This is a genomic window from Enterobacter sp. PL_is514 (assembly GCF_055816715.1).
In genome coordinates, this window is record NZ_JBVPGN010000029.1 from 98,880 (window position 1) to 119,202 (window position 20,323).

23 protein-coding genes are annotated in these 20,323 nt (G+C 60.1%); 17 read left to right on the forward strand and 6 right to left on the reverse strand.

The genetic code is table 11. The features are described from left to right. Nucleotides 1–22 precede the first annotated feature (22 nt). The 17 genes from AC0TNG_RS08950 to acpT are packed head-to-tail and all read left to right on the forward strand — an operon-like array spanning nt 23 to nt 14,140. Nucleotides 23–745, forward strand: a complete 723-nt coding sequence (locus tag AC0TNG_RS08950; protein WP_024908878.1) for a beta-ketoacyl synthase chain length factor — start codon at nt 23–25, stop codon at nt 743–745. Further along, entirely contained in the window at nt 730–1,557 is an 828-nt protein-coding gene (locus AC0TNG_RS08955) for a lysophospholipid acyltransferase family protein (RefSeq protein ID WP_410374677.1), read from the forward strand. The genes AC0TNG_RS08950 and AC0TNG_RS08955 overlap by 16 nt, the downstream gene beginning before the upstream one ends. Next, on the forward strand, nt 1,538–1,795 hold the full coding sequence (locus AC0TNG_RS08960; protein WP_008503081.1) for a phosphopantetheine-binding protein: 258 nt from the start codon (nt 1,538–1,540) through the stop codon (nt 1,793–1,795). The genes AC0TNG_RS08955 and AC0TNG_RS08960 overlap by 20 nt, the downstream gene beginning before the upstream one ends. Before the next feature lie 12 nt (nt 1,796–1,807). Next, complete coding sequence (locus tag AC0TNG_RS08965; RefSeq protein WP_024908875.1) at nt 1,808–2,059, forward strand: acyl carrier protein; 252 nt, start codon at nt 1,808–1,810, stop codon at nt 2,057–2,059. A 6-nt stretch (nt 2,060–2,065) separates the two neighbouring features. After that, on the forward strand, nt 2,066–2,653 hold the full coding sequence (locus AC0TNG_RS08970) for a COG4648 family protein (RefSeq protein WP_032648291.1): 588 nt from the start codon (nt 2,066–2,068) through the stop codon (nt 2,651–2,653). Then, a complete protein-coding gene (locus AC0TNG_RS08975) occupies nt 2,646–4,007 on the forward strand; it encodes a class I adenylate-forming enzyme family protein (protein WP_473712963.1) in 1,362 nt (453 codons plus the stop codon). The genes AC0TNG_RS08970 and AC0TNG_RS08975 overlap by 8 nt, the downstream gene beginning before the upstream one ends. Beyond that, entirely contained in the window at nt 3,994–4,347 is a 354-nt protein-coding gene (locus tag AC0TNG_RS08980) for an ApeI family dehydratase (protein WP_024908872.1), read from the forward strand. The genes AC0TNG_RS08975 and AC0TNG_RS08980 overlap by 14 nt, the downstream gene beginning before the upstream one ends. After that, entirely contained in the window at nt 4,338–6,029 is a 1,692-nt protein-coding gene (locus tag AC0TNG_RS08985) for a glycosyltransferase family 2 protein (protein ID WP_473712964.1), read from the forward strand. Before AC0TNG_RS08980 ends, AC0TNG_RS08985 begins: the two co-directional genes overlap by 10 nt. 3 nt (nt 6,030–6,032) lie before the next feature. After that, entirely contained in the window at nt 6,033–6,455 is a 423-nt protein-coding gene (locus AC0TNG_RS08990) for an acyl-CoA thioesterase (protein ID WP_061716356.1), read from the forward strand. Continuing rightward, nucleotides 6,452–7,057 carry an outer membrane lipoprotein carrier protein LolA gene (locus tag AC0TNG_RS08995; protein WP_024908869.1) on the forward strand — a complete coding sequence of 202 codons (606 nt, stop codon included), beginning with the start codon at nt 6,452–6,454 and terminating at the stop codon, nt 7,055–7,057. The genes AC0TNG_RS08990 and AC0TNG_RS08995 overlap by 4 nt, the downstream gene beginning before the upstream one ends. Continuing rightward, a complete protein-coding gene (locus AC0TNG_RS09000; protein ID WP_473712965.1) occupies nt 7,026–9,350 on the forward strand; it encodes an MMPL family transporter in 2,325 nt (774 codons plus the stop codon). Before AC0TNG_RS08995 ends, AC0TNG_RS09000 begins: the two co-directional genes overlap by 32 nt. Next, the gene (locus AC0TNG_RS09005; RefSeq protein ID WP_024908867.1) at nt 9,347–9,925 is read left to right on the forward strand and encodes a DUF3261 domain-containing protein; all 579 of its coding nucleotides are present in this window, start codon (nt 9,347–9,349) and stop codon (nt 9,923–9,925) included. Before AC0TNG_RS09000 ends, AC0TNG_RS09005 begins: the two co-directional genes overlap by 4 nt. 1 nt (nt 9,926) lies before the next feature. Then, entirely contained in the window at nt 9,927–11,096 is a 1,170-nt protein-coding gene (locus tag AC0TNG_RS09010; protein ID WP_473712966.1) for a beta-ketoacyl-[acyl-carrier-protein] synthase family protein, read from the forward strand. Next, the gene (locus tag AC0TNG_RS09015) at nt 11,093–11,566 is read left to right on the forward strand and encodes a hotdog family protein (protein ID WP_473712967.1); all 474 of its coding nucleotides are present in this window, start codon (nt 11,093–11,095) and stop codon (nt 11,564–11,566) included. Before AC0TNG_RS09010 ends, AC0TNG_RS09015 begins: the two co-directional genes overlap by 4 nt. Further along, nucleotides 11,563–12,294 (forward strand): 3-ketoacyl-ACP reductase FabG2, encoded by a 732-nt coding sequence (locus AC0TNG_RS09020; protein ID WP_473712968.1) that lies wholly within the window; start codon nt 11,563–11,565, stop codon nt 12,292–12,294. The genes AC0TNG_RS09015 and AC0TNG_RS09020 overlap by 4 nt, the downstream gene beginning before the upstream one ends. Next, entirely contained in the window at nt 12,291–13,520 is a 1,230-nt protein-coding gene (locus AC0TNG_RS09025) for a beta-ketoacyl-ACP synthase (RefSeq protein ID WP_248166220.1), read from the forward strand. Before AC0TNG_RS09020 ends, AC0TNG_RS09025 begins: the two co-directional genes overlap by 4 nt. Before the next feature lie 2 nt (nt 13,521–13,522). Then, nucleotides 13,523–14,140, forward strand: a complete 618-nt coding sequence (acpT, locus tag AC0TNG_RS09030; protein WP_473712969.1) for a 4'-phosphopantetheinyl transferase AcpT — start codon at nt 13,523–13,525, stop codon at nt 14,138–14,140. Here the strand turns inward: acpT and arnF are convergent. From arnF to arnC, 6 genes are read right to left on the reverse strand one after another with little or no spacing between them, the layout of a single operon-like run. Continuing rightward, on the reverse strand, nt 14,088–14,477 hold the full coding sequence (arnF, locus tag AC0TNG_RS09035; protein WP_267217646.1) for a 4-amino-4-deoxy-L-arabinose-phosphoundecaprenol flippase subunit ArnF: 390 nt from the start codon (nt 14,475–14,477) through the stop codon (nt 14,088–14,090). The two genes, acpT and arnF, sit on opposite strands and share 53 nt — an antisense overlap. Next, nucleotides 14,474–14,809, reverse strand: coding sequence for a 4-amino-4-deoxy-L-arabinose-phosphoundecaprenol flippase subunit ArnE (arnE, locus tag AC0TNG_RS09040; RefSeq protein ID WP_267217673.1), 336 nt, complete (start codon nt 14,807–14,809; stop codon nt 14,474–14,476). Before arnE ends, arnF begins: the two co-directional genes overlap by 4 nt. Continuing rightward, nucleotides 14,809–16,464 carry a lipid IV(A) 4-amino-4-deoxy-L-arabinosyltransferase gene (arnT, locus tag AC0TNG_RS09045; RefSeq protein WP_267217645.1) on the reverse strand — a complete coding sequence of 552 codons (1,656 nt, stop codon included), beginning with the start codon at nt 16,462–16,464 and terminating at the stop codon, nt 14,809–14,811. The genes arnE and arnT overlap by 1 nt, the downstream gene beginning before the upstream one ends. Further along, nucleotides 16,461–17,363, reverse strand: a complete 903-nt coding sequence (arnD, locus tag AC0TNG_RS09050) for a 4-deoxy-4-formamido-L-arabinose-phosphoundecaprenol deformylase (protein WP_024908858.1) — start codon at nt 17,361–17,363, stop codon at nt 16,461–16,463. The genes arnT and arnD overlap by 4 nt, the downstream gene beginning before the upstream one ends. Continuing rightward, entirely contained in the window at nt 17,360–19,342 is a 1,983-nt protein-coding gene (arnA, locus tag AC0TNG_RS09055; RefSeq protein WP_024908857.1) for a bifunctional UDP-4-amino-4-deoxy-L-arabinose formyltransferase/UDP-glucuronic acid oxidase ArnA, read from the reverse strand. Before arnA ends, arnD begins: the two co-directional genes overlap by 4 nt. Next, a complete protein-coding gene (gene arnC, locus AC0TNG_RS09060) occupies nt 19,339–20,322 on the reverse strand; it encodes an undecaprenyl-phosphate 4-deoxy-4-formamido-L-arabinose transferase (protein ID WP_023333737.1) in 984 nt (327 codons plus the stop codon). Before arnC ends, arnA begins: the two co-directional genes overlap by 4 nt. Nucleotide 20,323 lies beyond the last annotated feature (1 nt).

A 20,323-nucleotide genomic window follows, 5' to 3' on the forward strand; every position in this document is an offset into this window, starting at 1 on the left:
GTTTTTTCGCGGACGCGCGTAGATGAAATTTTCACTGAACATTATCGACTGGCAGGCGAGAGCGCCAGGACTCAGCGATGCCACAGAGTGGCAGGCGTGGTCGCGCCTGCAGCTGGCCGTTGACCCAGCGGCCCCGCTTCCCCGGCTGACCGCTTTACCTATGATGACCGCGCGCCGCCTCAATTCAGGCAGTAAGCTGGCGGTGGACATTGGTCTTGCCATGCTGCAAAAGCACGCCATTGATGCCGTCGTCTATTCCAGCCGTCACGGCGAGCTGGAGCGCAACTACCGTATTCTGCATGCTCTGGCGACCGGGCAGTCCGTTTCCCCCACCGATTTCGCCATGTCCGTGCACAATTCCGCGGTGGGCAATCTCACGATTACCGCACGCCAGGCCATCGTCTCGTCATCCATCTCAGCCGGACTGGACACCTTCCAGCAGGCCTTATGTGAAGTGCTGAGCCTGCTGCATGCGGGCTATTCCCGCGTCCTGCTGGTCGATTTTGACGGCGCGCTGCCGGAATTTTACCATCCGGCGTTACCGCCGCAGATGCCCACCTGGCCATACGCGCTGGCGCTGGTGATTGAATCCGGCAACGGATTGCAGTGTGAAACCCGCAGCGGCAGCACGGGTGAAGAACCCGCCCTGCCGCAAAGCCTGTTGTTCCTGCAACGCTATCTCAGCGAGGCGCGGCAGTTTGTGGTGCCCGGGGAACGATTGCTGTGGCAATGGACGCGCGCATGAACCGCCTGGCTGCCCGTATCAACTGGTTATGGCGTCTGGTGATGACCGGCTTCTGCTTCGCGCTGTTTGGCGTGGGCGGGCTGCTGCTGTCGCTGGTCTGGTTCAACCTGCTGCTGATCGTCCAGCGCGACCGCGCCAGCCGTCGTCGCCTGGCGCGTCGCAGCATTGCGGCCAGCTTCCGCTTCTTCCTGACCGTTGCTCGCAGCCTCGGAGTACTGGACTATCGCATTCACAACCTTGACGCGCTGCGCAGCGATCGGGGTTGTCTGGTGGTGGCTAACCACCCCACGTTAATTGACTACGTGATTCTGGCGTCGGTGATGCCGGAAACCGACTGTCTGGTGAAGAGCGCGCTGCTGCGCAACCCGTTTGTCAGCGGTGTTATCCGTGCGGCGGATTACCTGATTAACAGCGAAGCCGAGCCCCTGCTCGCGGCCAGCCAGCAGCGTCTGGCTCAGGGCGACACGCTTTTAATCTTCCCGGAAGGCACGCGTACCCGATTTGGCGAGGCTATCTCTCTCCAGCGCGGCGCGGCAAATATCGCCGTGCGCTGTAACAGCGATCTGCGGGTGGTGCTGATCCACTGTAGCGAACATCTGCTGGATAAAAAAAGTCACTGGTATGATGTACCGCCAGAAAAACCTGTTTTCACCGTGGATGTCCGCGACCGCGTGAACATCGACGAATTTTACGATGCAACTGAACAAGAACCGGCGCTGGCGGCAAGGCAGTTAAACCGGCATCTACAGCATCGATTAACATCAGGCCTTCAATCTTTGTCAGGAATTAATGATGCAAGCGCTTTATCTTGAAATTAAGAATCTCATTATCACCACGCTGAATCTGGACGAGCTTACCGCAGAGGATATTGATACCGATGCCGCGCTGTTTGGCGATGGGCTGGGTCTCGACTCTATCGACGCGCTGGAACTGGGGCTGGCCGTGAAAAACCAGTATGGCGTGGTGCTTTCCGCCGAAAGCGAAGAGATGCGCCAGCACTTCTTTTCCGTCGCCACGCTGGCGTCCTTTATCAACGCTCAACGCGCCTGAGATGTGATCACGATGACCGAACAAGAAACCATTTATCAGGAAGTCTGTGGCCTTTTGACCAAGCTCTTTGAAATCGACCCGCAGGATATTACGCCCGAAGCCCGTCTTTACGAAGACCTGGAGCTGGACAGCATTGATGCGGTGGACATGATTGTTCATCTGCAGAAAAAAACGGGCAAGAAAATCAAGCCGGAAACCTTCAAATCGGTTCGTACCGTTCAGGATGTGGTAGACGCCGTCGAACAGCTTCTGCGCGAAGAGTAAGACATTGTGCGTGGTGGACGGACGTTCCCGGTCATCCCACTGCTGACGGGGCTGATGCTGCTGGCGTGGCCCTTCCTGATTGGATTTGGGCTGACGCACAACAGCCTGCAATGGCTGTTACCGGTGATGGCACTGGTATTGCTGCTGCGGCTGCGTCAGGCGCAGCGAAACACCGGCCCGATGCGGTACGTGGTGCAGTGTGTTGCGCTGGCGGGCATCGTGCTCTGCGCGGCCAGCTATCTGCTGAAAACCCATCAGTGGCTGCTGCTCTACCCGGTGGTCGTCAACCTGGTGATGCTGGCCGTGTTCGGGGGTTCGCTGTGGACCGCGATGCCACTTGTCGAGCGACTGGCGCGCTTGCGCGAGCCAGATTTGCCCCCGGAGGGCGTGCGCTATACCCGCAGGGTGACTCTCGTCTGGTGCGGCTTTTTCATCGGTAACGGCGCGATGGCGCTGTTCACCGTCCTCCACGGCGACATGCATCTGTGGACGCTGTGGAACGGTATGGTGGCTTACATCCTGATGGGGACGCTGATGGCGACAGAGTGGCTGGTGCGCCAGCGGGTGATAAAAAAAGAGATGCACAATGACTAACCCCCTTCCACTGGGCCAGTGGTTAAACGCGCCGCGCCCTGACGATACGCCCGTTGCCTGGCTTGACGATCGTACCTGGACGCTGGGCCAGCTGCGCCACGACGTGACCTTACTGGTCGGCACCCTGCGTCAGCAGGAAGGCGAGCGCTGGGCGCTGTGCTTTGAAAATAGCTACCTGTTTATTGTTGCGCTGCTGGCCTCGCTGCATACCGGTAAAACACCGGTCATTCCCGGCCATAGCCGCGTCTCACAGCTTGAAGAACAGCAGGCGTTGTTTAGCGGCGTTCTGAGCGATCGGACTCTCGCTTTCCATGGGAAGCTGATTGTGGTGGCTTCCCGCCATCAGACAGTTAGCCACTGGGCGCCCCTGCCGGAGATTGACGAAAGCCGCTTCGTTGAACTGTTCACCTCTGGCTCCACGGGTACTCCGCGCCGGGTGATTAAGCACATCGTCAGCCTGGATCGCGAGGCCCGTCTGCTGGCTGACCGCTTCGGCGAGCGTCTGGCCGGATGCAGCGTTGTCGCCTCGGTCGTACCGCAACATCTGTACGGTCTGACATTCCGCATCGTATTGCCGATGGCGCTGGGCCTGCCGCTGCATGCCGCGATGCTCTATTACGCAGAACAGCTGGCCGCCCTTCCTCATGACAGGCTTTACCTGTTCATCAGCAGCCCGGCGTTCCTGAAGCGCCTGGATACCGAGCTGGCCGCGCCGCCCGTCAGGATGCTGATTTCCGCAGGCGGAATGCTGCCCTGGTGTGACGTCGCCACCACCGCTGGCTGGCTTAACATCTGCCCGGATGAAATTTATGGCAGTACCGAAACCGGGATCCTCGCCTGGCGCCATCGCCAGCAGGATAACGTCCCGTGGCTGGCGTTCCCCGGCGTGATCTTCCATCAGGAAGATGAAGCCTGTCGCGTCACGTCGCCACTGATCCATGAGGCTGAAGGACTCCAGCTGGACGATATCCTCCACTTCGACAGCGAGGGGCTGTTCAGCATCGCAGGTCGTCGCGGGCGGGTGGTCAAAATTGAAGAAAAGCGCATCTCGCTTAACGAGATCGAACGTCGCCTGCTGGAGCTCGACGGCATTTGCGAAGCGGCTGTACTGCCGGTCACGCGCGGAGGCCGTCAGGGGATTGGTGCACTGCTGGTCCTGGACGAAGCGGTTCGTCAGCGCGGGTATATGCAGGATAAAAAAGCGCAGGAGTTCGCCTGGCGTCGCGCCCTGCTGCCCTGGCTTGAGCCGGTCGCCGTTCCACGCTACTGGCGCATTGTCGATGAAATGCCGGTAAACAGTATGAACAAGCGTGTCTATGCGCAGTTAGAGGAGTTGTTTCATGAAAATTCATGAAATTGAGCGCCACCAGACACAGCCGGAGAAGCTGGAAATCACTTTGCATCTCGACGCGGCGCTGTTCTGGTTTCAGGGCCATTTTGCCGTACAACCGCTACTGCCCGGCGTTGCACAGCTTGACTGGGTGATGCACTACGCCACGACATTACTGGCACCGGGCTACCGCTTTCACAGCATTCAAAACGTGAAGTTCCAGGCTCCTCTGCTGCCGGAAACCACGGTCACGCTGGTGCTTGAGTGGCATGCCGAACGTCAGATGCTGACCTTCAGCTACCAGCGTCACGCCGGGGATGAGCGCCATACCGCCAGCAGCGGAAAGATTCGTCTATGTCAGTAATCTTTCGCCCCTGCGTGCTGATCCCGTGCTACAACCACGGCGCCATGATCGCCAGCGTGCTGTCGCGTCTCGCACCGTTCGGCCTGCCGTGCCTGGTGGTGGATGACGGCAGCGAAGCTGTCACCCGTCAGGAGCTCGAACGCCTGGCGGCGGCGGAGCCACAGATGACGCTGGTCCGTCTGGCGCAAAACGCCGGGAAAGGTGCCGCGGTCATCAGGGGGCTGGAGGAGTGCGCGCGTGCGGGCTATACCCACGCCGTGCAGGTGGACGCGGACGGCCAGCACGCCATCGAAGATATCCCCAAACTGCTGGCGCTGGCAGAGCGCCACCCGGACGCGCTGATTTCCGGCCAGCCCATTTACGATGATTCCATTCCACGCTCGCGACTCTACGGTCGCTGGGTAACCCACGTCTGGGTGTGGATTGAGACCTTATCCCTGCAGCTTAAAGACAGCATGTGCGGCTTTCGGGTCTACCCGGTCTCGCCCACGCTGCGGCTGGCAGCGCGTGAGCCGCTCGGTAAACGGATGGACTTTGACACCGAAGTGATGGTCCGTCTCTACTGGCAGGGCAACACTAGCGTCTTTCTGCCCACCCGCGTCACCTATCCGAAGGACGGGTTGTCCCACTTCGATGCGTTAAAAGATAACGTGCGGATCTCCCTGATGCATACCCGACTCTTCTTCGGCATGCTGCCCCGCATGCCCGGCCTGCTTTTCCGTCGACGCCGCCAGCACTGGGCGCAGCAGGACGAAGTCAAGGGTCTGCGGGGGATGCGCCTGATGCTGCGCGTCTGGCAACTGCTGGGGCGGCGGGCCTTTGCCGTGCTGCTGTGGCCGGTGATCGGCGTGTACTGGCTTATCGCGCATCCGGCGCGGCAGGCCTCGCGGCAGTGGATTGCGAGAGTGAAGCAAGAACTGCGTCAGCGGAGCATGCCTGTTCCCTCACGGCTCAACAGCTTTTTCCATTTTATGCGCTTCGGAAACGCGATGCTGGATAAAGTCGCCAGCTGGCGCGGTGAGCTGAAGTTTGATCGCGACGTGGTCTTTGCCCCCGGCGCGAGCGAAGCGCTAGATATCGCGGCACCGCAGGGCAAGCTCCTGCTCGCCTCGCACCTTGGCGACGTAGAAGCCTGCCGGGCGCTGGCTCAGCTGGAAGAGAGCAAAATCATCAACGCCCTGGTTTTCAGCGAGAACGCCCAGCGCTTTAAGCAAATCATGAGCGAAATGGCGCCCCAGGCCAGCGTAAATTTGATGTCGGTTACCGACATCGGCCCGGACACCGCGATTGCCATCAAAGAGAAGCTTGAGCGCGGAGAGTGGGTCGCGATTGTGGGCGATCGCATCGCGGTGAATCCGCAGCGTGGCGGCGACTGGCGCGTGATCTGGAGTCCGTTCATGGGCCAGCCTGCGCCGTTCCCACAGGGGCCGTTTATTCTGGCCTCCATCCTGCGCTGCCCGGTGGTGCTGATTTTTGCCCTGCGCCAGCAGGGGAAGCTCACCCTGCACTGCGAACCGTTTGCCGACCCGCTGCGCCTGCCGCGCGGTGAACGCCAGCAGGCGCTGCAGGATATCGTCGATCGCTACGCGCAGCGGCTGGAGCATTACGCCCTCATGTCGCCGCTCGACTGGTTTAATTTTTTCGATTTCTGGCATCTGCCAGAGTCCAGAGAGAAGGAGTAAAGGGTGCTGACCGATCCCCGCTTTACGACTGAAGTCGAGATCACCGTTCCGTTCCACGACGTCGATATGATGGGCGTGGTCTGGCACGGTAACTATTTCCGCTACTTTGAGATCGCCCGCGAGGCGCTGCTCAATCAGTTTAACTATGGCTATCGCCAGATGAAGGCCTCCGGCTACGTCTGGCCCGTCGTCGATACCCGGGTGAAATACCGCGATGCGGTGACCTTTGAGCAGCGAATTCGCGTCCGCGCGCACATTGAAGAGTATGAAAACCGCCTGCGCATTGCCTATCAAATTTTCGATGCGCAGACCGGCAAACGCACCACCACCGGTTACACCATCCAGGTGGCAGTAGAAGAAGCCACCCGCGAAATGTGCTTTGTGAGCCCGGCAATACTGTTTGAACGAATGGGAGTGACGCCATGAAATGGTTGCCTTTGCTGGCGCTGATCGTCAGCCCGCTGGTCAGCGCCGTGACGCTGGATGAACTGCAGCAGCGCTTCACCGAGCAGCCTGTCGTGCGCGCGCACTTCGAACAGGTTCGCACGATAAAAGATATGCCGCAGCCGCTGCGCTCGCAGGGCGAGATGCTGATCGCCCGCGACAGTGGCCTGCTGTGGGATCAAAAAGCGCCGTTTCCGATGACGCTCCTGCTGGACGACAAGCGGATGGTTCAGGCGATCAACGGCCAGCCGCCGCAGACCATCACTGCCGACAATAATCCGCAGATGTTCCAGTTCAACCACCTTCTGCGGGCCCTGTTCCAGGCCGACCGTAAGGTGCTTGAAGAGAACTTCCGCATCGATTTTAAAGACCAGGGAGCAGGCCGCTGGTCGCTGGTGCTCACGCCAAAAACGACGCCGCTGGACAAGATTTTCGCCACCCTCGATCTGGGCGGCGCGACCTATCTGGAGACGATTCGCCTCAACGACAAACAGGGTGACCGTACCGATATCGCCCTTTCACGCCACCAACTGACGCCCGCCAGCCTGACCGATGACGAACGCCAACGCTTTGCCGCACCGTAAATCCCTGCGCCCGGCGCTGCTGTGGGCCACGCTATGCCTGATCCTGCTGGGCGTGCTGCTGTCGCGGCTGCCCGGCGCGCGGCTGAACAGCAGCGTGCTGGCCATGCTGCCGAAACAGACGCTGGGGGCGATCCCGCCGGCGCTTAACGACGGGTTTATGCAGCGTCTCGACCGCCAGCTGGTCTGGCTGGTTAGCCCCGGCAAAGAGCCGGATTCGCGCGTGGCGCAGCAGTGGCTGGCGATGCTGCAAAGCAGTGACGCGCTCAGCGAGGTCAAAGGCCCGATGGACGCCGCCGGGCAAAAAGCCTGGGGAGAGTTCTTCTGGCAGCACCGCAACGGCCTTATCGATCCCGCCACCCGCGCCCGCCTGCAAAACGGCGGAAACGCGCAGGCGCAGTGGATTTTATCTCAGCTCTATTCAGCCTTTTCCGGCGTCAGCGGCAAAGAGCTGCAAAACGATCCCCTGATGCTGATGCGCGGCTCGCAGCTCGCTCTGGCGCAAAACGGCCAGAAGCTGCGGCTGATGGACGGCTGGCTGGTCACAAAAGATGAGGCGGGAAACTACTGGTATCTGCTTCACGGTGAACTGGCGGGCTCGTCATTTGATATGCAGCAGACCCACCGGCTCGTGACGACGCTTAACGCGCTGCAGGAGACGCTCAAAGCCCGTTACCCGCAGGCACAGCTGCTTTCCCGCGGAACCGTGTTTTACAGCGATTACGCCAGCCAGCAGGCCAAACGCGACGTCTCAACGCTGGGCATCGCCACCCTGCTTGGCGTGTTCCTGCTCATCGTGGCGGTGTTCCGCTCTCTGCGTCCGCTGCTGCTGAGCGTGCTCTCGATTGTCATCGGCGCGCTGGCGGGCACGGTGGTAACGCTGCTGCTCTTTGGCGAGCTGCACCTGATGACGCTGGTGATGAGCATGAGCATCATCGGTATTTCAGCCGACTACACGCTCTACTACCTGACCGAACGGATGGTGCACGGCGCGGAGCATTCCCCCTGGCAAAGCCTGGGGAAAGTGCGCAATGCGCTGCTGCTGGCGCTGCTGACGACCGTCGCCGCCTACCTGATAATGATGCTGGCCCCCTTCCCCGGGATCCGCCAGATGGCGGTGTTCGCCGCCGTGGGATTGAGCGCCTCCTGCCTGACGGTGATTTTCTGGCATCCGTGGCTGTGCCGGGGTTTACCGGTGCGCCCGGTTCCGCTGATGGTCCCGATGATGCGCTGGCTGGCCGCCTGGCGACGCAATAAAAAATTGTCCGTTGGTTTGCCCGTCGCGCTGGCGCTGCTCTCCGCCGTGGGGATGAGCACCCTGAGGGTGGACGACGATATCGCCCAACTACAGGCCCTGCCAAAAGATATTCTGGCGCAGGAGAAGGCCATTACCGCCCTGACCGGACAGAGCGTCGATCAGAAATGGTTTGTGGTCCATGGCGCCTCGCCTCAGCAAACGCTGGAGCGGCTGGAAGCCTTTACCCCGGCGCTGGCGGAGGCGCAAAAAGCGGGAGAGATCGCCCGCTGGCGTACCCTGCCGCTGAACTCGCTGGCCCGCCAGAAAAGCGATCTTACGATGCTGCGCGACGCTGCCCCTGCGGTAACGAACGTGCTGCAAAGCGCCGGGCTCAACGCCGTCTCCCCGAATCTCGACGCCATGCCGGTCAGCGTTGACGCGTGGCTTAAAAGCCCGGCCAGCGAAGGCTGGCGTCTGCTCTGGCTGACCCTGCCGGATGGGGAAAGCGGCGTGCTGGTGCCGGTGGACGGCGCGAAAAACAGCGCGCACCTCAGTGAACTGGCCGCGCGCCATGACGGCGTCGTCTGGGTCGATCGCAAAGCCAGCTTTGACAGCCTGTTTGCCCTCTATCGCACGCTGCTGACGGGGCTACTGTTTGCGGCGCTGGCAGTGATTGCCTGTGGGGCAATGCTGCGCCTCGGCTGGCGTAAAGGGCTGATAAGCCTGGTACCGTCCGTGCTGTCGCTGAGCTGCGGGCTGGCGGTCCTGGCCGCAACGGGCCATCCGGTGAATCTGTTTTCACTGCTGGCGCTGGTACTGGTGCTCGGCATTGGCATTAACTACACGCTGTTTTTCAGCAACCCGCGCGGTACGCCGCTGACCTCAATGCTGGCGATTACGCTGGCGATGATGACCACGCTGCTGACGCTGGGCATGCTCGTCTTCAGCGCCACCCAGGCCATCAGCAGCTTTGGTATCGTGCTGGTGAGCGGTATTTTTACCGCCTTCCTGCTGGCGCCGCTGGCGATGCCGGATAAGAAAGAGAGAAAACGTAAATGAACGCTTTTTACCGCGCCGCCGCGCTGGCCGCCGCGCTGCTGCTGGCAGGCTGCAGCCATTCGACCGATACCAAAGAGACGCGTCCCCAGGCCTGGCTCCAGCCGGGAACTAAAGTTACGCTCCCGCCACCCGGCATTAGCCCGGCAGTAAGCTCCCAACAGCTGCTGACCGGCAGCTTTAACGGACAATCGCAGTCTCTGCTGGTGATGCTCAACGCGGATGCGCATAAAGTGACGCTGGCCGGACTCTCTTCCGTGGGCATTCGTCTGTTCCTCGCGACGTACGATGAGACCGGTATTCATACCGAGCAGTCGATCGTCGTGCCGCAGCTGCCGCCAGCCAGCCAGGTGCTGGCCGACGTGATGCTCAGCCACTGGCCAATTAGCGCCTGGCAGCCACAGTTGCCGAAGGGCTGGACGTTAACGGACAATGGCGATCGACGCGAGCTGCGCAACGCCAGCGGCAAGCTGGTGACGGAGATTGTCTATCTGCAGCGCAAAGGCAAGCGCGAGCCGATCAGCATCGAGCAACACGTATTCAAATACCACATCACCATTCAATATCTGGGTGACTGAGATGATTTATATTTCCGCTGTTGGCATGGTCAACGCGCTGGGCAACTCGCCTGATGAGATTGCCGCGAACCTGACGGCAGGCGTGGCACCGGGGATGCATGCCCGGACCGGCTGGCTGCAGGGCTCACCCGAAGCCGTACTGGGTGGCGTGGAAGGCGAGCTGCCGACCATCCCGGATACCTTGTCCGCACACCGCACCCGCAACAACCAGCTGCTGCTGGCCGCGCTGGCGCAGATTCAGTCGACCGTCGACGAGGCCATCACCCGCGTCGGTCGCGACCGTGTGGCCGTGGTGCTGGGAACCAGTACCTCCGGGCTGGATGAAGGCGATGAGCATGTGCGCCGCATGACCGACGGCGAGACCAGCACGCGCTGGCAGTATGCGCAGCAGGAGCTTGGCGATCCGTCCCGCTTCCTTGCCAACTGGCTTCAGCTCGAGGGCCCGGCCTATACGATCTCGACGGCCTGCTCTTCCAGCGCGCGGGCGATGATCGGCGGCAAACGCCTGATCGACGCCGGACTGGTGGATATCACCATTGTCGGCGGGGCCGATACCCTGAGCCGAATGCCCGTCAACGGTTTTAACAGCCTTGAATCCTTCTCCCCTACGCTCTGCGAGCCGTTCGGTCGCGATCGCCGGGGGATCACCATCGGTGAAGCCGCCGCGCTGATGGTGCTGAGCCGTGAGCCCGCCGATGTGGCGCTGCTCGGGACGGGCGAATCCAGTGATGCTTACCATATTTCCGCTCCTCATCCGCAGGGCGAAGGAGCGATCAGAGCCATCACGCAGGCGCTTAACGAAGCGGGTATGCAGCCGGATGATATCGGCTACATCAACCTGCACGGCACGGCCACGCCGCTCAACGATCAGATTGAATCGCAGGTCGTTCACGATCTCTTCGGGGAAAGCGTGCCGTGCAGCTCAACCAAACACCTTACCGGCCATACGCTGGGCGCTGCCGGCATTACCGAAGCGGCCCTGAGCTGGCTGATCCTGACGCGCGATCTGCCCTTGCCGCCGCAGGACTTCGCCCGCTACGCACCGGACGACACGCTAGCGCCGTGCGGCCTGCTGCACCAGAGTGCCGCTCTGAAAAAACCGATCATTCTGTCTAATTCGTTCGCGTTTGGCGGCAATAACGCCAGCATTCTGCTGGGGAGAGCGTCATGAGATACTTATCACCCGTCGACTATTTGCCGCACGATGCGCCAATGATGCTGCTCGAGTCCGTTGAGTGCGTTACGGATGACACGGCGGTATGCCGCGTTGTGGTCGACAGGCAAAGCGTACTGGCGCCGTTTCTGAATGCCGATGGCGATCTGCCGGGCTGGTACGCGCTCGAGCTGATGGCGCAGACCGTTGGCGTCTGGTCAGGCTGGCATCGCCAGCAGCATGGGCAGGATCATATTGCGCTGGGCATGGTGCTCGGCGCGCGCGAGCTGGTCTGCGCCAGCGGGCGTTTTACACAAGGTCTGACGCTGGAAATCACCGTAAAACTGCTGATGCAGGACGAACGCTTCGGCAGTTTTGAATGCGCGATTTCCGCTGATGAAGAGACGCTGGCCACGGGCCGGGTCAACACCTTTCAGCCGAGCGCAGAAGAATTAACCTCGCTTTTTAATCAGGGATCTAACGCATGAGTCGTTCCGTACTGGTCACAGGGGCCAGCAAAGGCATAGGGCGCGCCATCGCCCGCCAGCTCGCCGCCGACGGGTTTACCGTAGGCGTGCATTACCATCGTGATGCCGCAGGCGCGCAGGAGACGCTGGACGCCATCACGCAGGCGGGTGGCAACGGTCGTTTACTCACCTTTGATGTGGGCAACCGCGAACAGTGCCGCGAGGTGCTGGAGCAGGACATTGAAGCCCATGGCGCATGGTATGGCGTGGTCAGCAACGCCGGTATCACCCGCGATGGCGCCTTTCCGGCATTGAGTGAAGACGACTGGGACAGCGTGATCCACACCAATCTCGACAGTTTTTATAACGTCATTCACCCCTGCGTTATGCCGATGATTGGCACCCGTAAAGGGGGACGTATTATCACCTTATCGTCCGTATCCGGCGTGATGGGCAACCGCGGGCAGGTGAACTATAGCGCGGCAAAAGCGGGCATTATCGGTGCCACCAAAGCGCTGGCGATTGAGCTGGCAAAACGCAAAATCACCGTGAACTGCATTGCCCCGGGGCTGATTGATACCGGCATGATTGAGATGGAAGAGGCCGCGCTGAAAGAAGCGATGTCCATCATTCCAATGAAACGCATGGGCCAGGCTGAGGAGGTCGCCGGGCTGGCAAGCTATCTGATGTCAGATATTGCGGGCTACGTCACCCGCCAGGTCATTTCCATTAACGGAGGAATGCTATGACGCGTCGCGTGGTGATTACGGGCATGGGCGGCGTGACCGCCTTTGGCGAAAACTGGCAATCCGTGTCCAGCAGACTGCTGGCGTATGAAAACGCGGTGCGTAAAATGCCGGAATGGCAGGTGTATGATGGCCTGCATACCCTGCTGGGCGCGCCGATCGATGATTTCACGCTGCCGGAACACTATACCCGCAAGCGTATTCGCGCCATGGGCCGGGTGTCGTTGATGTCGACCCGCGCCACCGAGCTGGCGCTGGAGCAGGCGGGGCTGATTGGCGAGGCGGTACTCACCAACGGGCAAACCGGTATCGCCTACGGTTCTTCTACAGGCAGTACCGGACCGGTCAGCGAATTCGCGACCATGCTCACCGAAAAGCACACCAATAACATCACCGGGACAACCTACGTGCAGATGATGCCGCACACGACCGCGGTGAATACCGGCCTGTTCTTTGGGCTACGCGGCCGCGTCATCCCGACGTCGAGCGCCTGTACGTCCGGCAGCCAGGCGATTGGCTACGCCTGGGAGGCGATTCGCCACGGCTACCAGACCGTTATGGTTGCGGGGGGCGCTGAGGAGCTGTGCCCGTCTGAAGCGGCGGTGTTTGACACGCTGTTTGCCACCAGCCAGCGTAACGACGAACCCAAAACCACCCCTTCACCGTTCGATACGCAACGGGATGGTCTGGTGATTGGAGAAGGCGCAGGTACCCTGATACTCGAAGAGCTGGAGCATGCCAAAGCGCGCGGAGCCAGGATCTACGGCGAAATCGTGGGCTTTGCCACTAACTGTGACGCGGCCCATATCACCCAGCCTCAGCGTGAAACCATGCAGATTTGCATGGAGCAGTCGCTGGCCATGGCGGGATTAAACGCCCTGGATATGGGGTATATCTCCGCGCACGGTACCGCCACCGATCGCGGTGATATCGCCGAAAGTCAGGCCACTGCCGCTATCTATGGTGACAACGTGCCGGTTTCCTCGCTGAAGAGCTATTTTGGCCATACGTTAGGGGCCTGCGGCGCGCTGGAAGCGTGGATGAGCTTGCAGATGATGCGTGAAGGCTGGTTTGCCCCGACGCTCAATTTAACGCACCCGGATGAGCAATGCGGTGCTTTAGATTATATTATGGGGGAAGCCCGCCAGATCGATTGCGAGTATCTGCAGAGCAATAACTTCGCGTTTGGCGGCATCAACACCTCGATTATCATTAAACGCTGGGCGTAACTATGTACCAGTTTGTACTGGGAAAGATCTCCACCCTTAGCGCGGACCCGCTGGCGTCAACGCTCGCAGACAGGGCACCTCTGGGTGCCCGACATGCCTCCTGGCTGGCCGGGAGGACGCTGCTCGCCAGAACGTTATCCCCTCACCCGCTCCCCGACATCATTTACGGTGAGCAGGGGAAACCAGCCTTTGCGAAGGGGCATCCACTGTGGTTCAACCTGAGCCACAGCGGTGACGATATCGCCTTACTGATGAGCGATGAAGGCGAAGTCGGCTGTGATATCGAAGTGATTCGTCCAAGGAAGAACTGGCAGGCGCTGGCTAATGCGGTATTCAGCGTGACAGAGCATGATGAGCTGGAGCGTGAAGCGCCCGAGGAACGGCTTTCTGCGTTCTGGCGTATCTGGACACGGAAAGAAGCGATTGTGAAACAGCGTGGCGGCAGTGCCTGGCAGATTGTCAGCATCGACAGCACTGCGCAGACACACGCGGTCAGTCAGCTACAGGTCGGCTCGCTGAGCCTTGCCGTCTGCACATCGACCCCTTATACCCTGACCAACGAGTCGATTATTCACGTTGGGACGTTCGGGGCAGAAAAATCACTAACACACCCAGAATAATAAACCCGACCCCCGCCAGCCCGTGCCAGGAGAAATGCTCCTCCCAGCCCGGCAGCAGGATCGCGGCGCCCCACACCAGAATATAACTGAGGCTCAGCAAGGCATAGGCTTTGCTGAGCGCCATACGATGCAGCGCCAGATACCAGCAGCCCATAGAGGCCACATACCCCATCAACCCCAGCAGCAGCGCGCCCGTGCCGGATGAGAAGTGCCATAGCGCGGAAATCAGCGCCAGAACATCGCTGGCCGGTGGCAGTGCCAGCATGGCATCTCGCAGCAACAGCTGCGCGGCGCTGACTAACAGCACGCTGCATAAGGCCCAGAACGCTCCTTTCACAGGCTCCCTCCCAGGATAACAATCCCAACGATGATCAACCCCACCCCCAGCCAGTGATGCAACGCGACGTTTTCACGCCAGAATACCTTCGCCGCCAGCGTCACCCAGACAAAATTGAGGCTCAGCATAGGGTAGGCAATGCCGACAGGCAGGCGTTGCAGCACCACCAACCAGACCAGCATCCCGCTGCCCAGCGCCAGCAGGGCCAGGCCAAGCCACAGCGCAATATGCGCCCCACGCCGCCCGGCTTTCACCGGACGGGTGGCTTGTTTCTGACACAGTTGTCCCGCGCAGCTGAGCAGGCTTGCCAGTATCAGCCAGATCCAGGTCATCACTTCGGCAGATACTGCAGGTAGGCCAGACGGCCCTGGATATACAGGCTGTCCGGTTCTGGCAGATTAGCCCGCGAAAGGTCATCGCGTTTTGACAGCAGGATAACCAGCGATACGCGTCCCTGCTGACGGTGCTCTGCCAGCCACTGCGCGAAGTCATCTCTACCGACAAAACGATCTTTCACATCAGGATAATCCAGCCCGTAACGCAGCTCGCCGCTCTGACCAAACAGCGTGATGTCATTGCGCTTCAGCTCCCACGCCAGGCCAGCGGCCACGCCCACGTTATTGGCCAGAACAAATCGGCTGTCCTGAAGCGGCTCGCGCACGGTGTCGACCAGCGACTGCGGCTGTTTGGAATCCACCACCAGGTTAGGAATGGCAAAACCAATCAGCAGCGCCAGCCCCGCAGGGCACAGTGCCGCCAGCCACCAGCGCTGCTGACTCTGCCTGAACGTAAACCAGCCTACCGCGGCCCAGATAAGGAACGCGACCACCGCGCAGAAGACTTTATACAGTTCGACCGAGGTCCAGACCGGATGCTTAGACAGTCCCCACGGCGAGACCACAAGTGCCGCTATCACGCCGATAACGCCAAACGCCAGGTTAATCCCGCCGTTAATGCGCAACGCTCTGGCACCTTTCTCCGCCGCGAGGCAGGCATAGCGCGCCATCAGGATCGCCAGCGGGGCAAAGCACGGCAGGATATAAGTCGGCAGCTTGCCTTTGGCAATGCTGAAGAACAGCAGCGGCATCACCACCCATCCCAGCAGATAGAACCCGCCACCCGCGTTTTGTCGGTCATTCCAGCCGAGACGAAACGCGCCGGGCAGCAGCGCCAGCCACGGCAGGCTACCCGCAATCAGGAACGGTATGTAGTACCAGAACGGGGCTTTGTGCTGCGCGTCGCTCTGGGCGAAACGCTGAATATGCTCAACCCAGAAGAAGTAACGCCAGAAGTCAGGCTCACGCTGCGCAATGGCCAGCCCCCATGGCAGAACAATCAGCACGCAGCTCAGGATCGCGAGCCAGCCAAAAATCAGCACCTCTTTCCAGCGCTTCTGGGCGATCACCCACGGCAGCACGCCAATCACCGGTACCGCCAGCGCCAGGAAGCCTTTGGTCATCACCCCCATCCCGCAGGCCAGCCCGAGCAGCACATAGCCACCCGCTTTTCCGGCAACAGTTTGCGCCTGTGAGGCCAGCCAGAAGCTGCACATCGCCGCCACCAGCCACAGGGTGATGATAGGATCCAGCACCGCATACGTGCCGATGCCATACACCAGGAACAGGGTCAGGAAGATCAGGCCAGAGAAAATGGCTGTCCGCTTATCTCGCCAGAGACGCCAGGCCATCCAGATGACCAGCAGCGCGGCTAAGCCGGTGGAGAAGATGGACCCGGCGCGCACGGCGAGGTTGGTGTGCCCGAACAGCATCTGCCCGATACTGTTGATCCAGTAGCCAGCGATCGGCTTTTCAAAGTAACGCAGTCCCAGAAAATGCGGGACAATCCAGTCTCCGGAGGCCAGCATTTCGCGGCTGATTTCCGCATAGCGCGTTTCATCAGGCTGCCACAGCAGGCGGACATCGACAGGAATGAGGTAGTAAACGATAAACAGTGCGAGAAGCGCTAAGCCATAACGGGCTGTTTTCATGGGACCGGACTCACGGTTTGTTGATAACCAAGCCAGCCTTCCCGGCCAGCCAGTTCATTACGGACCACTTTTCCCACGGGCAGGGTACTGAGGTCATCTGGCAGCAGCTCGCTCAACGGGCAGAATTCGATGCCCTCCTGAGCGGCCATGGTCAGCAGTTCGTCGAAATCATGCTGATACGCAATCCCTTCCACTTCGGCATGGATGGTATAGACCGGCGTACCGGCGTCACGATGAATGCGGTCCAGAATGTAGCGATTGAACTCATCCGCCTTTACCTCGCGTCCGACCACTTCATCCCAGGTGGGAAGCGTGACCGGAATTTGCACCGTACCGTAGCGATTTTCGCCTAACAGCGGCAAAAAGGGTCCGGTTCCGCGGCAATCGCTGTTGTAGCGAAACGCGAAGGCTTCTTTGGCTTTCACGACGCGCTGATCCGCACGCCATCCCGCCACGGCAGAGCAGCGCACGGGCTGACCGGTAATGGCCTCCAGCTCCAGCATCCCCCGCTCGACCTCACGGGACAGGCGCGGGATGTCCCAGACGCCTGCCCAGGCTTGCCAGGCATGGTGATCCCAGGCATGCAGGCCAATCTCATGATGCTGAGCCGCCTCGCGGATAATCGCTTCATTACCCGCGCCGATGCGTCTGCCGGGCCAGGCGGTGCCGGCCAGCAAAATATCCCAGCCGTAGAGGGATGCTGCGCGCGAGCGCAGCATTTTGAACAGAAATGCCGGTTTAACCAGACGCCATAAATGGCGTCCCATGTTGTCAGGCCCCACGCTGAAGAAAATGCTGGAACGCACACCGTGCTTGCTCAGCAGTTCCAGCAGTTTGGGTACGCCGTCACGCGTTCCCCTGAAGGTGTCGACATCAATGCGTAAACCGACTTTTTTCATGAGTCCTGTTCCGACAGCTCCACGGTGCGCAGGAAGAAATCGAGCGTCTCATCAATGGTCAGCTCCATCTTCACCGTCGGCGTCCAGTTCAGGCAGCGCTTCGCATTGCGAATGCTTGGCTTACGGTGCTCAACGTCCTGATACCCTTTACCGTAGTAGCTGCTGCTTTCCACTTCGCGGAAACCGGCAAACGGCGGGAACTTATCGCGCAGCGGATGACGCTCGAAGCTGGCCAGCAGCATCTCGGCCAGCTCGCGAATGCTCGCTTCGTTGTCCGGGTTACCGATGTTAATGATCTCACCGTTGCAGCGGTTGTCTTTGTTCTCGATGATGCGGAACAGCGCTTCGATACCGTCGCTGATATCGGTAAAGCAGCGTTTCTGTTTCCCGCCTTCGATAAGCTTAATTGGCGAGCCTTCCACCAGGTTCAGGATCAGCTGGGTGATCGCACGGGAGCTGCCGATACGCGCCGCGTTCAGGTTATCCAGACGTGGCCCCATCCAGTTGAACGGACGGAACAGGGTAAAGCGCAGACCTTCTTTCTCACCGTAGGCCCAAATCACGCGGTCCAGCAGCTGTTTGGAGACGGAGTAGATCCAGCGCTGTTTGTTGATCGGCCCGACCACCAGGTTGGAGGTGTCTTCGTCGAAGTTCTTATCGGTACACATGCCGTACACTTCAGAGGTGGACGGGAAGATGATGCGCTTGTCGTATTTCACGCAGTCGCGGATGATCTTCAGGTTCTCTTCGAAGTCCAGCTCGAACACGCGAAGCGGGTTACGGGTGTACTCGATTGGCGTGGCAATGGCGACCAGCGGCAGCACCACGTCGCATTTTTTAATGTGATATTCGATCCACTCGGAATGGATGCTGATATCCCCTTCCACGAAGTGGAAACGCGGGTTGTCGAGGAAACGACTGATCGCATCAGAGCCGATATCCAGACCGTAGATTTCGTAGTTATCGTCTTTGAGCAGACGCTCGGTCAGGTGGTTACCGATAAAGCCGTTTACGCCGAGGATAAGCACGCGGGTACGGCGTTTGATGGCTACAACCGGTGCGCTGGTGATCAGCGCCCCGGTCACCAGGCCCAGAGACTGAGCCAGCTGTGTGCCCTGAACGTACAGGCCGTTGTCGGTTTGTCCGGTGACGATCTCCAGCGCCTGCTCGCCGCAGCTCACAATCAGCGGGGAGACAGAGACGACGGTGCCCGGTTTAGCGGCAGGAATATCGTCACGCACGCGGGATTTCCAGACGATAAATTTGCTAACGCCAGCAAAGCTGTACGCGCCCGGCCACGGGTCGGTCACGGCGCGCACCAGGTTGTGCAGCTGGCGGGCCGGTTTGTTCCAGTCCAGACGACCATCTTCCGGCGTACGGCGACCAAAGCTGCTTGCCTTGCTCTCATCCTGCGCGGTTTCGCTGAAGGTGCCGCTGAGGATGGCGGGAAGTGCATCACGCAGCAGCGTCTGTGCCGTCGCGTTCAGCTTGTGATGCAGCTGCAGCGCAGTTTCGTCCGCATCAATAGCGACCTTCTGCTGTGCCACGATAGCGCCCGCATCCGCACGGCGCACCATGCGGTGCAGCGTCACGCCCGTTTCCGTTTCACCGTTCACCAGCACCCAGTTCAGCGGAGCGCGGCCACGGTAGGCCGGCAGCAGAGAGCCGTGAAGATTAAAGGCGCCTTTTGCGGCCAGGCCTAAGATCTCGTCGGAGAGCAGGTTGCGATAGTAGAACGAGAAGATCACGTCAGGCGCGAGCGCGCGGATGCGATCCACCCACAGCGGGTGATTTACGTCGTCCGGCGCATAAACCGGGATCCCACGCTCGGCGGCGATGCGCGCCACGGAGCCGAAAAAGTTATTCTCTCCGGCGGTGTCCGGATGAGTAAAGATTGCCGCAATGTCATAGCCCGCTTCCAGCAGGGCCAGCGTGCCCGTGCACCCCATATCGTGATAGGCAAATACAACAGCTTTCATGGGTGAATTTCCTCTTGAGATGCTTTGTGTTCCTGACGGACAACACGTTGAATAAAGTAGCGCGGACGCGCGCGAACATCGTTATAGATACGGCCAATGTATTCACCGAGAAGGCCCATTCCGACAAACTGGGCGCCGATGAACATAAACAGCACGGCAAAGAGCATGAAGACCCCTTCCGCCGCCCACTGCGGGCCAAAGACCAGTCGCAGCACCACCAGCAGAACGGACAGCGCAAAACCGGCCACGGCGATGATGCTGCCGAAAACGCTCAGCAGACGCAGCGGCGTGGTGGTCAGGCAGGTGATGAGGTCATACATCAGGTTGATGAGACGCATAAAGCTGTACTTCGATTCCCCGTGCTCGCGCTCGGCGTGCAGAACCGGGATTTCCGTTGCCTTGCGGGCAAAGGTGTTCGCCAGAATAGGAATGAAGGTGCTGCGCTCATGGCAATGCAGCATGGCGTCGACAATATGGCGGCGGTAGGCGCGCAGCATGCAGCCGTAGTCACCCATCGCTTTACCGGTGGTGCGCTGGATCAGGCGGTTAATGGTGCGTGACGCCAGCTTACGGAACAGGCTGTCCTGGCGGTTCTGACGTACCGTGCCGACCACGTCATAGCCTTCATCGGCTTTGGCAACCAGGCGCGGGATCTCTTCCGGTGGGTTTTGCAGGTCAGCATCCAGGGTGATGATCAGATCGCCCGTGACGTGGCTAAACCCCGCCATAATCGCCGAATGCTGGCCGTAGTTGCGGTTGAGCAGCACGGCCACAATGTGGCTGCCTTCAGCCTGCGCGGCTTCGGTCAGCATCAGTGCGGAATTATCGCTACTGCCGTCATCCACCAGCAGAATTTCGTAAGCCTTGCCCATCGTGTCACAGGCGGCCGTTGTACGGCGGATCAGTTCGGGCAGGCTCTCCTGCTCGTTATAAACCGGGATGACCACGGAAACTTTTTGTACAGGCGGTGCACTGAACATA

Excerpts from the sequence above, each read along its gene's own strand:
- AC0TNG_RS08950 (WP_024908878.1), top strand. The coding sequence starts at position 23 with ATGAAATTTTCACTGAACATTATCGACTGGCAGGCGAGAGCGCCAGGA.
- AC0TNG_RS08955 (WP_410374677.1), top strand. The coding sequence starts at position 730 with ATGGACGCGCGCATGAACCGCCTGGCTGCCCGTATCAACTGGTTATGG.
- AC0TNG_RS08960 (WP_008503081.1), top strand. The coding sequence starts at position 1,538 with ATGCAAGCGCTTTATCTTGAAATTAAGAATCTCATTATCACCACGCTG.
- AC0TNG_RS08965 (WP_024908875.1), top strand. The coding sequence starts at position 1,808 with ATGACCGAACAAGAAACCATTTATCAGGAAGTCTGTGGCCTTTTGACC.
- AC0TNG_RS08975 (WP_473712963.1), top strand. The coding sequence starts at position 2,646 with ATGACTAACCCCCTTCCACTGGGCCAGTGGTTAAACGCGCCGCGCCCT.
- AC0TNG_RS08980 (WP_024908872.1), top strand. The coding sequence starts at position 3,994 with ATGAAAATTCATGAAATTGAGCGCCACCAGACACAGCCGGAGAAGCTG.
- AC0TNG_RS08985 (WP_473712964.1), top strand. The coding sequence starts at position 4,338 with ATGTCAGTAATCTTTCGCCCCTGCGTGCTGATCCCGTGCTACAACCAC.
- AC0TNG_RS08995 (WP_024908869.1), top strand. The coding sequence starts at position 6,452 with ATGAAATGGTTGCCTTTGCTGGCGCTGATCGTCAGCCCGCTGGTCAGC.
- AC0TNG_RS09000 (WP_473712965.1), top strand. The coding sequence starts at position 7,026 with ATGACGAACGCCAACGCTTTGCCGCACCGTAAATCCCTGCGCCCGGCG.
- AC0TNG_RS09005 (WP_024908867.1), top strand. The coding sequence starts at position 9,347 with ATGAACGCTTTTTACCGCGCCGCCGCGCTGGCCGCCGCGCTGCTGCTG.
- AC0TNG_RS09010 (WP_473712966.1), top strand. The coding sequence starts at position 9,927 with ATGATTTATATTTCCGCTGTTGGCATGGTCAACGCGCTGGGCAACTCG.
- AC0TNG_RS09015 (WP_473712967.1), top strand. The coding sequence starts at position 11,093 with ATGAGATACTTATCACCCGTCGACTATTTGCCGCACGATGCGCCAATG.
- AC0TNG_RS09020 (WP_473712968.1), top strand. The coding sequence starts at position 11,563 with ATGAGTCGTTCCGTACTGGTCACAGGGGCCAGCAAAGGCATAGGGCGC.
- AC0TNG_RS09025 (WP_248166220.1), top strand. The coding sequence starts at position 12,291 with ATGACGCGTCGCGTGGTGATTACGGGCATGGGCGGCGTGACCGCCTTT.
- acpT (WP_473712969.1), top strand. The coding sequence starts at position 13,523 with ATGTACCAGTTTGTACTGGGAAAGATCTCCACCCTTAGCGCGGACCCG.
- arnE (WP_267217673.1), bottom strand. The coding sequence starts at position 14,809 with ATGACCTGGATCTGGCTGATACTGGCAAGCCTGCTCAGCTGCGCGGGA.
- arnT (WP_267217645.1), bottom strand. The coding sequence starts at position 16,464 with ATGAAAACAGCCCGTTATGGCTTAGCGCTTCTCGCACTGTTTATCGTT.
- arnD (WP_024908858.1), bottom strand. The coding sequence starts at position 17,363 with ATGAAAAAAGTCGGTTTACGCATTGATGTCGACACCTTCAGGGGAACG.
- arnA (WP_024908857.1), bottom strand. The coding sequence starts at position 19,342 with ATGAAAGCTGTTGTATTTGCCTATCACGATATGGGGTGCACGGGCACG.
- arnC (WP_023333737.1), bottom strand. The coding sequence starts at position 20,322 with ATGTTCAGTGCACCGCCTGTACAAAAAGTTTCCGTGGTCATCCCGGTT.